14 protein-coding genes and 1 riboswitch are annotated in these 13427 nt (G+C 31.5%); of the genes, 4 read left to right on the top strand and 10 right to left on the bottom strand.

What is annotated here, in order from left to right; translation table 11 throughout:
• Nucleotides 1-219: 219 nt before the first annotated feature.
• The 7 genes from cobC to JJD95_RS17295 form a co-directional block, all read right to left on the bottom strand.
• Complete coding sequence (cobC, locus tag JJD95_RS17265; protein ID WP_291644284.1) at nt 220-795, bottom strand: alpha-ribazole phosphatase; 576 nt, start codon at nt 793-795, stop codon at nt 220-222.
• A gap of 11 nt (nt 796-806) precedes the next feature.
• Nucleotides 807-1553, bottom strand: a complete 747-nt coding sequence (gene cobS, locus JJD95_RS17270) for an adenosylcobinamide-GDP ribazoletransferase (RefSeq protein WP_291644286.1) — start codon at nt 1551-1553, stop codon at nt 807-809.
• A gap of 7 nt (nt 1554-1560) precedes the next feature.
• The gene (cobU, locus tag JJD95_RS17275) at nt 1561-2121 is read right to left on the bottom strand and encodes a bifunctional adenosylcobinamide kinase/adenosylcobinamide-phosphate guanylyltransferase (RefSeq protein ID WP_291644288.1); all 561 of its coding nucleotides are present in this window, start codon (nt 2119-2121) and stop codon (nt 1561-1563) included.
• A 15-nt stretch (nt 2122-2136) separates the two neighbouring features.
• Entirely contained in the window at nt 2137-3462 is a 1326-nt protein-coding gene (locus tag JJD95_RS17280; RefSeq protein ID WP_291644290.1) for a cobyrinate a,c-diamide synthase, read from the bottom strand.
• Nucleotides 3463-3472: 10 nt separating this feature from the next.
• The gene (locus JJD95_RS17285; RefSeq protein WP_291644292.1) at nt 3473-4570 is read right to left on the bottom strand and encodes a histidinol-phosphate transaminase; all 1098 of its coding nucleotides are present in this window, start codon (nt 4568-4570) and stop codon (nt 3473-3475) included.
• Nucleotides 4571-4655: 85 nt separating this feature from the next.
• Nucleotides 4656-5588, bottom strand: a complete 933-nt coding sequence (gene cbiB / locus JJD95_RS17290; protein ID WP_291644294.1) for an adenosylcobinamide-phosphate synthase CbiB — start codon at nt 5586-5588, stop codon at nt 4656-4658.
• On the bottom strand, nt 5585-7051 hold the full coding sequence (locus JJD95_RS17295) for a cobyric acid synthase (RefSeq protein ID WP_291644296.1): 1467 nt from the start codon (nt 7049-7051) through the stop codon (nt 5585-5587). The genes cbiB and JJD95_RS17295 overlap by 4 nt, the downstream gene beginning before the upstream one ends.
• Nucleotides 7052-7200: 149 nt before the next feature.
• Nucleotides 7201-7381: riboswitch (cobalamin riboswitch) on the bottom strand.
• Between the two features lie 116 nt (nt 7382-7497).
• Here JJD95_RS17295 and JJD95_RS17300 point away from each other — a divergent pair.
• Both JJD95_RS17300 and JJD95_RS17305 read left to right on the top strand, forming a co-directional pair.
• Nucleotides 7498-8205: an FTR1 family protein gene (locus JJD95_RS17300; RefSeq protein ID WP_291644299.1), complete on the top strand. Its 708-nt coding sequence runs from the start codon at nt 7498-7500 to the stop codon at nt 8203-8205.
• A gap of 107 nt (nt 8206-8312) precedes the next feature.
• Entirely contained in the window at nt 8313-8540 is a 228-nt protein-coding gene (locus tag JJD95_RS17305; RefSeq protein ID WP_291644301.1) for an alpha/beta-type small acid-soluble spore protein, read from the top strand.
• 125 nt (nt 8541-8665) lie between these two features.
• Here the strand turns inward: JJD95_RS17305 and JJD95_RS17310 are convergent, their stop codons facing one another.
• Entirely contained in the window at nt 8666-9187 is a 522-nt protein-coding gene (locus tag JJD95_RS17310; protein ID WP_291644303.1) for a GNAT family N-acetyltransferase, read from the bottom strand.
• 184 nt (nt 9188-9371) lie between these two features.
• Between JJD95_RS17310 and JJD95_RS17315 the strand changes: the two genes are divergently transcribed.
• The gene (locus tag JJD95_RS17315) at nt 9372-9902 is read left to right on the top strand and encodes a DUF5698 domain-containing protein (RefSeq protein ID WP_291644305.1); all 531 of its coding nucleotides are present in this window, start codon (nt 9372-9374) and stop codon (nt 9900-9902) included.
• A 35-nt stretch (nt 9903-9937) separates the two neighbouring features.
• On the opposite strand, the gene JJD95_RS17320 is transcribed toward JJD95_RS17315, so the two are convergent.
• Together JJD95_RS17320 and JJD95_RS17325 are read right to left on the bottom strand one after the other, a co-directional pair.
• On the bottom strand, nt 9938-11509 hold the full coding sequence (locus JJD95_RS17320; protein WP_291644307.1) for a hypothetical protein: 1572 nt from the start codon (nt 11507-11509) through the stop codon (nt 9938-9940).
• Between the two features lie 97 nt (nt 11510-11606).
• Nucleotides 11607-12110, bottom strand: coding sequence for a GNAT family N-acetyltransferase (locus JJD95_RS17325; protein WP_291644309.1), 504 nt, complete (start codon nt 12108-12110; stop codon nt 11607-11609).
• Between the two features lie 338 nt (nt 12111-12448).
• Between JJD95_RS17325 and JJD95_RS17330 the strand changes: the two genes are divergently transcribed.
• Nucleotides 12449-13201 carry an endonuclease/exonuclease/phosphatase family protein gene (locus tag JJD95_RS17330; RefSeq protein ID WP_291644310.1) on the top strand — a complete coding sequence of 251 codons (753 nt, stop codon included), beginning with the start codon at nt 12449-12451 and terminating at the stop codon, nt 13199-13201.
• The last annotated feature ends 226 nt before the right edge of the window (nt 13202-13427 follow it).

The raw sequence follows: 13427 nt of genomic DNA on the forward strand, positions 1-13427 counted from the left end.
ATTGTGCCCCACCTACCTTTCCAATATTATCATAACATTTGATCTGTGGTGTTGTCCAGAGGCATTTAAGAAAAAGTTTTTCGAAAAAAACTTATAGCCCTTGATATACAAGGGCTATATTTTTATGCTTCAGGTCTGTATAATTACTATCACTTTAATTTTAATGTTTCTAATTTTGTTATAACATTTTCATTGTGAACATAATAACGCCTCCATAAATTAAATGTTAATCTTTTTTATAATAGTTAAATCCTCTTGAATTTCAAACAATGTAAACATACCAAATTCAAAAGTAAATGACCAATAATCAGATACCTTCATATTAAGTAATATTGTTGATATTATTCTTAAAGTTCCCTGATGGCAAACTAGTAAAATTGTTTTATCCTTATATTTTTCCAGTATTTCGTAAAGACACGTCTTAACTCTTTTGTATAATCCACTAAAACTCTCTCCTTCAGGTATACAGAAATTCTCCCAATCATGTGTCCAGCAGTTCCAATCATCATTATATTTCTCTTCAATATCCTTATAATGAAGCTCTTCCCATTTACCAAAATTAAGTTCCTTAAGACCAGCATACGCTGCAATGCATTCACGTTTCACATCACCTATTATCTCTGCTGAGTTTAATGCTCTTTCAAGAGAACTTGAAATCACTACATCAAAATCCACATTGCAAAGTTTATCCCTAAGTCCTTCACATTGCTTTACACCATTACAAGTTAGTGGCACATCCGTCCACCCATAATATACTTTATCTTTATTTGATTTGGTTTCTCCATGTCTTGCCATATATAAGGTGATCATAATAATAAAAACCTTTGCATAATAATAACGACCACTAGTATAAATATTTCACTTACTTCGTTGGCAGCTCCAAGTATATCTCCTGATATAACACCTAATCTTTTTAATATGTAATTTCTAAAAATAATCATTAGTACAACATTTAGTCCAATAATTACAAGTGCCATATAACCAAAAATTAAAAAAGAGGACATTCCACAAATGAATAATGTAATTAATATATTTTTTATTGATACTTTACCAACAAAAAGGCCTCCAAGCCCATTTTTTCTTTTGGGGGATATATAGGCCAGGACCGCTACCATGGTTTTTGAAATAATTGTTGTTATTAATATTACTTTTATAATATTTGTTTCGGAAACACTGCTAAGTAGTGTAATTCTAAGTATTAAGTCAAATAATATTGCAACAGCACCATTTGTGCCAAGGCGGCTATCCTTCATAATCTCAAGCATTCTTTCTTTTTTTCTAGCAGAATAAATTCCATCACAGGTATCAGCAAGTCCATCTACATGAAGCGCCCCAGTGATAAGAACATTTGCTAAAACAGCCATAACTACTGGAAGTAACCCAGTAGAAACCTTAGCAAATAACAAATACGTTAGTACGTTAACTATAGCAATAAGTAAACCAACAATAGGAAAATATACTATCCCCTTTGCAAAATCATCATCTTTTATATCTATCTCCATGTTAATTGGTATCCTTGTAAAAAACTGAATCATTAGTATAAATTTCTTCATATCTACCTCACTTAATCTTTATAGGTATTCCACATACCGTTAAATAAACCTCATCAGCTCTAGAAGCAATGTATTGATTGGTACGCCCTGCAATGTCCTTGTACATTCTAGAGAGCTTATTATCAGGAATAATTCCAGATCCCACTTCATTTGTTACAAGTATAACTGTTTGTGTATTTTTATCTGCTTCGATTATAAACTCTTTTATCTCATTTAAAATACTTTTTTCAATATCATTAATTTCTGCTGGGGTTAGCTCTTCTACATTTTCACCTATTAAATCAAATATAAGATTAGCTATCATAACTGTAATGCAATCTAGTAAAATGCATTTAAACGAAATCTCTTCCTTGGAGTAGACTTGTTTTAAATTTCTATAATCTTCATAGGTTGTCCAGGTGTTAGGCCTACTTTCCCTATGTTTTTTAACCCTATCTTTCATTTCATCATCAAAGGGAACACATGTGGCAATATAAAGTACTTCATCCTTGAAGACTTTTGCCAAATTTTCAGCATAGGTACTTTTCCCACTTCTAGATCCACCTGTAACTAATATTAATTTTCCCATATTGCATCTCCCATCTTATTTTCCTAAAATAACGCTTTTAAAAAACTCCATATTACCAAAAAAATGAACATGTGCATACAGTGCTTTAGTATTATTTTTAATGTATCCACAGGACCAATTTTTAATATTACCATTATACATATTTTTAATTAGTGTGAATTTTTTTTCCTCGTTAAGCTTCACATATGATTTATGAAATTCATGACAGTTTATTTTTAAATCATTATCCTTAGTTGTGCACCCCTCTTTCGCAGTAAGTTCTGCGTATCCAAAGTTTTGAAGTTTATTTGTCATATAAGAACCACCGTTAAAGAACCCCACTGTAGAAACTCCACCTATATCTTCACTTAGGTACATTAATCCACCACATTCGGCGTAACACCTAAGTCCATTTTGAAGTGCATTTTTAATACTTAAAAGCATAGACTTATTGCTACTAAGTTCTTTTACAAATACCTCAGGATAACCTCCGCCAATATATAAGAAATCAATATCTTCAGGAAGTTTACTATCTCTTAAGGGACTGAAATAAATAACTTCTCCAAGTTCCTCTAATAATTCCAAGTTTTCTCTATAATAAAAACTAAAAGAATTATCCATTGCAACTGCTATCTTCATACCTTTGTTATCCACATGAAATTTATCTTCATACCCATTACTTCTTTCAAAGCATTTTATTAATCCATCTAAATCAACATTTTCCTCTACAAGTTCACTGCAAACACTAATTTTATAGTCTAAGTCTTCAATTTCACCACTTTGCACAAGCCCTAGATGTCTGCTTTTTAAATTAAGCCTTTCATCTTTTGGTAAATAACCAAAAACCACTACATTGCAATTTGCCTCTATAGAGCATTTTAAAAGATTAAAATAACTTTCACTTATATTATTTAAAATAACTCCCACTATGTTTATATCCTCAAAATTCACAATACCATTTATTTCAGCACAAAGCGTTGCACACTGCGCTTTAGGCGAAATCACTAGTACAACTGGTAAACCTAAAGTTTTTGCTACGTGAGCTGTTGAAAACTCTGATGTTATGCCTTTACCATCATAAAGTCCCATAACTCCTTCAATAACCCCAAGTTGTTTTTCATCTAAGTCGTTAATTCCACGAGTAAAGCTTGCTTTAACTCCATCCTCTCCCATTAAAAATAAATCTAAATTTCTTGAGGGCTTCACTGTAACATGACTATGAAAAGCTGGGTCTATATAGTCTGGTCCAACTTTATATCCTTGCACATCATAACCCCTATTCATAAGAGCCTTCATAATGCCTAGAGTTACAGTGGTCTTTCCACCACCGCTGCTATTTGATGATATTACTATACTTCTCATTTGCTCACCCCTATATCTTTAAAATATTTTCAATGCATTTCAAAGCTTCAATTAGCTTCACATTTAATTCTCTATCTTTTATTGCAAACCTTACATAGCTCTTGTCTAATCCTCTAAAATTTGATGCCCTTCTAATAAGAATTCCTTGCTCCATACATTTTCTATATAGGTAATCTTCATTAACATTCACTAATTTACATAGCACATAATTACATTCTGTTGGGTAAATTCTTTCAATAAAACTTATGCTTTCAAGTTCTCTTGGCAGATTTTTTTTCTCCCCCTGTATCCATTTTTTAGATTTTTCTATATAATCCTTGTCCTCTAATACATATCCGCAAGCAGTTTCAGCAAAACAATTTATATTCCAAGGATTTTGTTTTTCTTTTATTTTTCTAAGTAGCTCTAAGTTTTTACTGATTCCATACCCAAATCTTATTCCAGGCATTCCAAAGAATTTTGTTAATGCTCTAATGATGAATATGCAATTATAATCTTTGATTTCACTGGTAAAGCTTAAACTCATACTACTAGTAAATTCAATAAACGCCTCATCAATAATTACAATCTTATTGTTCACTTCACAATATTTTAAAATATTATCAAACCTTACTTTATCAATAATATTTCCACTGGGGTTGTTTGGGTTTCCTATTATTAAGCCATCAACCTTATCAAGCTTTGAATATATATCCGCGTAATCAAAACTCATATTCTCATTAAGATAAGAGTATTCTAGGTCGCATCCCCATTTCCTAGCACTAGCTTCGTACCCTCCAAATGAAGGTACGATAATTAGTAACCTCTTTAAAGTGCTAATTGCTAAATCAATAATTTCTGAAGCACCATTCCCAAGTACAAAATTATCAGCTTTAATAAACTTTTTTTCATCTACATAATTACCCAAGTTTTTTATTAGCTGTCTGTACTTAATATCTGGATATCTTGTAACAGAATTTAAGGCCTCTCCATAGTTATTTATAAATGATTTTGGCACTCCCAGCGGGTTTATATTGGAACTAAAATCTATCAGATCTTTTCCTTTAAATATACCTTCTGAGTATACATCCCCACCATGAACTGGTATACAACTCTTTTCATTCATCATTCTTCCCCCCTAGATTAGTGCCACCCACGTGGCAAGTGGCAAAAGTGACAAGCTCTAGCGTATAAATGTTATCCGCTAGCTGTTCTTATATAAAAATAATAAAATATATTGCAAGGCAAATTATTTCAGCTAAATACATCAGCATAATTGTATATTTTATATGTTCCATACTAAGTTTATTTATAGAATCTCCCATGGTAGGCTTTATTACACTCTCTCCAAAATAAGTATTAGTTCCGCCTAATTGAATTCCAAGTGCTGCCGCAACTGCTGCCTCAGGATAGCCACAATTTGGGCTCTTATGATTTTTTCTATCTCTCATCATTATTCTAAAGCTTCGAAAGATATTTCCCTTAACTATAGGTGATACTATGCAAATAAGAATACCTGTAATTCGTGCAGGAATAAAGTTAAATACATCATCAGTTTTAGCAGGGAAAAAACCTATATGTTTATATTTTTCATTCATATAGCCAAGCATAGAATCCATTGTGTTAACTCCTTTATAAAGCATTGCTAGTGGCGCACCACCAATCATTGCAAATAAAAGAGGAGCAATAACACCATCTGAAGTGTTTTCAGCTACGGTTTCCACATCCGCTCTTATTATTTCCTTTTCGGTTAAACCTTTGGTATCTCTCCCTACTATATAAGAAAGCTTTAGTCTTGCATCCTGCACATCATAAGTTTTTAAAGATTCATAAATTTTAATCCCCTCTTTATGAAGGCATCTAGCAGCTAAGGTTGTCCAAATAATAAGTATATTTAATATCTTATGAACCCAAAATAAATCTCTAGTTATATATAATATAAAGTATGGAATTAAAAAGCTCGTACACATAACTATAATTACAATTATCCCGCCTGAAAATTTAAGCATCCTTTCAGATTTGCAGTATTTTCTAAAAATATTTTCAAGAAAAGCTATAAGTTTACCAATATATATAATCGGATGTGGAAACCAATAAGGGTCTCCAATTAAAAAATCAAGTAGCACCGCCACACCTATATCTATCATAGATTAATAATTTCATATATTTTTTTCATATCTATACTATTTCTCACAATATCAGCTAATTTGTCAATTTCTATTTCCCTAAGATTTTCATAAGTTTTAGCTTCTTTTGACTGTAAACCCTTTTCAACTCTCAGCTTATTTAGTATGTGCTGCCTAAAGGCTATACCATCGAATATTCCATGTATATAAGTTCCCATAACATTACCCTCTTTGTTTATAGCTCCATCCTGGTAATTAACTACTTCTTCATTTTCAGAAATTATATTAAATAGTGATTGCACTGTTTTGCCATAGGTAGAAACTCCCATATGTATTTCATAGCCATATACACTCTCGTTATTAAACACAGCCTGAACTCTTGTGGCTACCTTTTCTTGTCTAAACGCCGTATCAATATCTAAAAGCTTCATTCCTTCTATGTTTTTTAAACCTGCTTCCACGTCATCAGGGTCTGAAATAACATTACCAAGCATTTGATATCCACCGCAGATTCCTATTACGGTACCAATTTCCCCAAAGTGTCTTATATCTTCTTCTAGTCCACTCTCTCTTAAAACAAGTAAATCTTCAATTGTATTTTTAGTTCCAGGAATTATGAGTAAATCAGGATGTCCAAACTCCTCCCTACTAGTTATAAACCTAACAGAAACATCTTCTTCAATCTTAAGAGCATCAAAATCTGTAAAGTTTGATATATGAGGTAATTTTATAACTGCAATATCAATTTCCTTTGTAGCTTTTTTATTAAACTCAACTGCTCCATCCTCATCCTCGAGTTGAAGTTCAAAATTTGGAACCACACCAAGACATGGTGTCTTGATTATATCTTCAATCATCTTAAGTCCAGGCTTTAATATTTCTAAGTCTCCCCTAAATTTATTAATAATTGTGCCCTTAACTCTTTCTCTTTCTTTAGGTTCTAGCAAAAGCATAGTTCCTGCTAAGGCTGCAAAAACTCCACCTTTATCAATGTCACCCACTAAAACCACAGGTGCGTCTACAAGTTCTGCCATCCCCATGTTCACAATGTCTCTATCCCTTAAATTTATTTCTGCAGGGCTACCTGCTCCCTCCATAACAATAATTTCAAATTTCTTTTCAATCTCTTCAAAATCCACTTTTAACATTTCACTAAACTCTAGCTTCATATTATGGTACTCTGCAGCTGAAGAATTACAAAACACCTTTCCCTTTACAATAACTTGACACTTTTTATCCGTGGTTGGCTTTAACAAAATTGGATTCATGTAAGCCTCTGGCTTTAGTCCAGCTGCATAAGCCTGAAGCACCTGAGCTCTTCCCATTTCCTTACCATCTAATGTTATGTAAGAGTTTAGCGACATGTTTTGAGATTTATAAGGACACACTGTAAATCCATCTTGTTTAAATATTCTACATAACGCTGTAACTATTATGCTTTTCCCAACGGAAGATGCAGTTCCTTGAACCATTATTTTAGCCATTTAAAGTCCTCCTCCTTAATTTTTATATAGAAAAAAGAGCAAATAAAAAACCACACCTAAAAGGTGTGGAATAATACAATTTACTTTTTCACGTATTGAATAATCCAATATCATTATTAAATTGTGTATTTTCATCCTCCCTCCGAAGATTAAAACTTTTCACGTTAGGCAGGTTTACTGACTTTAGTATCATCTTACTCTCCAACCTTCTCAGTTTCCCAATGGTTTTATGGATTTCATCCTCTATTACAGTAGCGGTGGGCTGTAGTGGTTTTTAACCACTTTCCCTTTTAACCCCTTTTACAGGGCACCTAAAGCTAATATTCAATTTATTAATTCAACAAATTATAACATCAAAAAAGCATTAAAGCAATAGACACCAAAATCCAATTCCATCATATTATGTTATATAGACAAGCTTACAATACAATTTGGAGGTGGATGCAATGTTTACACCTTTTATGATAAATTTAAGAGAAGGCATAGAAATTTTTTTGGTTATAATTCCTTTAATTGTTTATTTCAACAAAAATAAATTATATGGTATGAGTAAGAGTGCCTTGCTAGGTGGGACATTCGGAACCATTCTTGCAACTATACTTGGCACAATAATATTTTCACAAGTTGCTTTATTAAACGGCCCTACAGGAGAATTATTTGATGGAATGCTCGGTGTAGTATTAGCCGCATTAATATTATATAGTTTAGTCATTCTAAGGAAAAATAAATCTTTCAGCACTACCCCAAATCAACAATTTATTTCATTAAGTCAAAAGGGAGTCTTTATTCTTTCCGCTATAACATTCTTTAGAGAATTGTTAGAAGTAACATTATTTATTTTAACTAGCTCTGCAACTGGTTCTGTTTTATTATTGGTAATTTCATCACTACTCGGCTTAGTAGGTGCAGCTCTAATTGTTTATGTTGTATGTAGTAGAATTGCTAAAATTAATATAGGTGTAGTATTTTATATCCTAAACCTATTTTTAGTTGGACTTGGCGCTTACTACTTTGGTGATGGCTTAGAAGTGCTATTTGGTAATTATGTTCCTGATATTTTTAAAATGGGTATATTATTATACGCAGTTCCTAGTTACTATATAATGATCAAAAAAGAATTGAAAGCATATTTATATTCTAATAAAATAAAATAACCTTATTCCCATACACCAACCTTTTTAAATTGTTGGTGTATGGGATGTTTATTTACCCTTAAGTAAGTTAATACTAACTACAATATATAATTTAAGGAGGTAATAAAATGACTAGACGACCATTAGTACCATACACAGAGGGAAAACTAGAGAAATTCAAGATGGAAGTAACAGAAGATATGGCATTCGATAACATTGCAGGCAACAATGTAAATATGGGAGATGTACCTAGTAATATGGTAAATAAAATCAAGAATTCAGGTAATGTAGGCGGAGAAATGGTAAGGAGAATGGTAGAAGCAGCAGAAAAAAATATGGTGGATGATAATAAATAATTAATATAACTACATTAATAAAAGAGTAACTTAATTTCACTTAAGTTACTCTTTTATTTGGAATTTAAATGGTGTAACAATTATACATTACTTGTAATTCCAGTCCATAAAATAACCACTATTTTTTACTTTATAAAATACACCATAAGATCTTCATCAAAATAAGTTTGTCCAATTTTTAACGCATTCTTTTCCAGTCCACATATTTGAAACCCAACTGAAGCATACAACCCCTTCGCTTGTACATTACTACTTACAACACCTAAACTTATTTGCTCTAACCCCTGTATTGACTTAGCTCTATTTATCAGTTCCACAAGCAATAATCTACCAATGCCAGTTTGACGCAGTTGCGATGCTACATACGTACCCCATAAACTAGCTTTATGTTTCATTTTTGCTCTTCTTTCTCTTCGAAGTCCAATCATACCAACCAAATCATTGTTTTCATCAAATGCCCCTAATATAAAATTATCCTCTAAATGTCCTATAAAATCATCATTAAACCTTAGGATCAACTTATCCATCGGAATGTTCAATTCTTCCTCATATGATGCTCCAAATGCTTCTGGATTTTCCCTTAAACCTTTTAATCTTAAATCCCAAAATTGGGTTGCATTAACCTCAGTAAGTACTTTTATTAACATATTTTATCTCCTTTGTTTATATATATCATTATCCCCTAGGCCTTCTAATTTACTATTATTAATATTATACCAATACATGTTAATAAATCATATAAGATTTTATTTTTTTCTTTCATAACAAAGGTATTTATGATATCTTATAGAAGTATGTATGAAAAGGGAGATGTAAAGGGGGGATGTAAAAGTGACAAGTGAAATTGGAATATGTATAATAATATTTTTGTGTAAAATCATAGAAGTATCTTTTGCAACTGTTAGAATGGTACTTATAACAAAAGGTGAAAAAGTAAGAGGAGCCTTTGTAGCTTTCTTTGAAATAACAATATGGCTTCTAGTTTCTGCAAAAGTTTTAACAGGATTATCTGAATTCCCACTAAGAGGTGTTATGTATGTATTAGGTTTTGTAGTTGGAAATTATTTAGGTAGTGTAATAGAAGAAAAAGTAGCCCTTGGAATTGTCACTGCTACTATAATTACAAGCACAGAAAACAAGGACATTATTGTAGCTAGATTAAAAGAGCTTGAAATTGGATTTACTGTAATGCAATCTCAAGGTCAAAAAGATGAAAATAAATTTATAGTTGCATATATGGCAAGAAAACGTAAAAAGGTGCTGTTGAAAAATTTAAACGAATTGAATTTAAAGTATTTTATATCTATAAATGAATCAAGAGATGTCTATGGTGGATATGGACTTACTCGCAAGATAAAATAAAAGACCTTTTATAGGTCTTTTATTTTTATAATTCTTTATTGATTTTTAGCTGCTTTACTAAATTCCCTATAATTAGATGATTTTTCACCATCTATCTTATCAAGTTTCCAATTGTATCCGTTATTATCGTCGTAAACAAGGAAATATAGCGCCACAAAAGCAATTGTTTTATCCTTTGAACCGTCTTTATAAATAATACTCCCATAAACATATTTTATGTTCTCAAGGCCTTTTTCAGACAATATTTCGCCGGCTTTAAAGGTCTTAGCTTCTTCAGCTGTTATTTTATGATTATTAGAAAACGGCCAAAATCCATTACTACCTTGAATTTCAGCATCGGTAATAGTTGATATTACTAATTCCTTAGACACCTTATTTATTGTCCCGCTATCCACTGTAGTTTTTGCCCCTTCTAATATTGTTATTTTGCTAAAGGATATCTGTAGTGTATACGCCGTTTCTAATACCGTATTTATTTGTCCTGCCACGTTTTCACTCTTAGCAGTTACATATAATACTCCATTTTGCATATCCAATCTTTTATCTGCTATACTAATACTCTTAGTAAAACTATCATTAACAGGAAACCCTTTGCCTTCAAAGAAATTCGGATAAGTTACAGTTTCTTGCATTCCCTTACTTTTTATAGATTCAATAATCTTGTCATCAGATAAACCTTTAGATAGTACTACTTCAAAGTCCTCATCACTATTTTGCTCAATGGTAGAAATTTTCCATGCTTCATTTTCAAAAACAAGTTCACACTTTATTTTTCCTTCAGTTGCCAAAATACCACTGTCTATAGATGTATCCACTATAATCTCTTCTTTGCCATTCTCAAAATCCGCAGTTCTTAAGGTTATTTCAAGAGTTTTAACCTCTTGTTCTCCTAAAATTTTTGGTGTACCCGCAATAGGAATACTTAATATTTTCAATGCAGAAATGAACGTCTTTTCATCCATTCCTACCACTGGTTTAAGTGATGTAACTCGCTCAAGTACAATTTCATCACTAACTTCCCAATAATTTTGACCTTCATATGTATAGGCTAGTGCTAACAGTATCTTTGATTCAATAACACCATTGTTAAGTGTTACCGCTACTTTTATATCTTCTTTAACCTTATCTTCATTTCTACTCTCTATTGTAAAACTTTTTATGTAATCTTCACTTATTTTTATGCTTGTCCCTTTAGGAAGAGTTATTACTTTTCCTATCATATCTTCCTTTATTCTTACTTCATCTACCGGTTTTACTATAAAAACATTATATACAAATAAGCCTATTCCTATAACCGCCAGCAGCGCTATTATTGGAATAATTACTTTCATATCTTTAAATGTTTTTTTAAAAGTGGCAAAAAACTTATCTCTTTTATATTTTTCTATATCCTTGTCCGTTATTGCAGGCATATCTAAAGTATCCTGATGCATTGTCTCCGCTGCAACTATATTTTCGACCTCTCCACTTTCACTTTCATTAGAAATCTGTTCAGTCTCTAAATCTATTTTTTCTTCTATTTGCTCTTCTATTTTTGCTCCACAATACGGGCAAAAATTTAACACACTAATATTCGTAAATTCGTTTTTACAATTGTTGCAAATCATCTATTCCCTCCAAACATTTATCTCAAATAAAATGTTGTATCTAATATATTATATCTTGTTTATATATTATATTCCCTCTCCCCTTTTTTTGATACTTTCATAGTGTTTTCTCATAAGCAATTCTCTTACTTTGGTCATCTAGATAAATTATGCCGCGATACGCAAACCTCTCTTTCGAAAGCAGCTTTTTCATAGATATGTTTTCTTTATGTGTGTCTATTCTAATACTGTGTATGCCCTTATACAAACAAATTCTCTCTATATTTTTGATAATTACAGATGCTAGTCCCAATCCTTTATAATTGGAGTCAACAGCCATCCTATGAATAACCGCATACTTATCATCGCTAGCCCATTTACCACTTGAAATAAATTCATAGTTTTTTTCTCCATCAAAAGTAACTGCTGCAGTACCAACTACATTATTATCTTTTAATAAAACATACCCATTTTTATTATTAATATCATACATTACAGTTTTAAAGTTAGGGTAATTATCCTGCCATTGATTAACCCCATGTTCCTTAAAATAAACTTGTGCCTGATTAATGATATTCATTATACTGTTAACATCTGCTTCAACTGCCTTTTGGAATTTCATCCGTGTTCTCCTTTGCTCTAACTATTACATTTCGGGATTGCTTACTACTATAAACAACTACTTTTTTAACTTCCACCAACAAATACCATCATTCATTATAATCTACCAATTTAATAATATATTATCATAAAATAGTACTAAAATAAAGATTAGGATAAAACTCCACAAACAATGGAGAAAAAATAATTCATTAAGAAATATACATATTCAATTCTATAAATGGTATTATATAGAAAACACTTCCTAAATTCTTCATTAACTAACCGTAAACTAAGGTAATTTAAATTTGACGCGGAATTTAGGTATTACAATATAATCTATGAGAGGTGGGGGCTATTATGTTAAGGAAGTATCTTAAGCGTATTTTACTTTTAGTTGGTACACTAACATTATTTTTGGGTCTGTACGTACTATTTATGGTACTAACAGATTATAAGCCAGAGGAGATAATTCCTATAGCTGTTGAAAATAATAAACAAAAGAGTATCAATATAAACCAAACTTTTTCTCTATTAACTTACAATATTGGCTATGCTGGAATGGATGAAGGTCGAGATTTCTTTATGGATGGCGGAACTCAATCCCGGTCAGAAAGTAAAGAGAAAACTTTAGAGAATTTAAAAGGTATGAATGAATTTATAAAAGATAGTAAAGCTTCCTTTATTTTTCTTCAGGAAGTAGATATTAATGCTACAAGAAGTTATAATATTAATGAATATGAGTATATTAAAAGTAGCTTATCCGACTATAGCTCAAGTTTAGCTATTAACTATAAGTCACCTTGGGTGCCAATACCTATATTAAAACCACATGGGAAGGTTGAAGCAGGACTAGTGACTTTTTCTAATTATAAAATAGAAACTTCAAATAGATACGTACTTCCGGGTATAGAAAATTGGTTTAAGCAGTTAGCCGACTTGGATAGATGTTTCATGGAGTCAAGAATAGCAATAGATGAAGGTAAGGATTTAATATTAGTTAATTTACATCCTTCAGCTTATGACAAAGGTGGATTTGTAAGAAAGCAGCAACTTGGATACTTGAAAAATTATATTTCAGCTGAATACGATAAAGGAAATTACTTAGAGTAGTCACGGAAACTAATATGTAAAACTTGATTTTGTACAGAATTATTATAACGCTATAAATTTTATGTTCAGGGAGTAGTTAGTAATAAAAATAGGCATAGCAAACAAGACTACAAGATGCAGGAACTTTTAGAAAAAACATTTAATTGTCAAATAGCTACTTTAATAAATTTAAAATACTAAAACCTGAAACCTTAAGTCTTGCATCTAGATGAATATTAATTGCGGC

This window comes from Clostridium sp. (assembly GCF_016650035.1).
Lineage (GTDB): Bacteria > Bacillota > Clostridia > Clostridiales > Clostridiaceae > Clostridium_AD.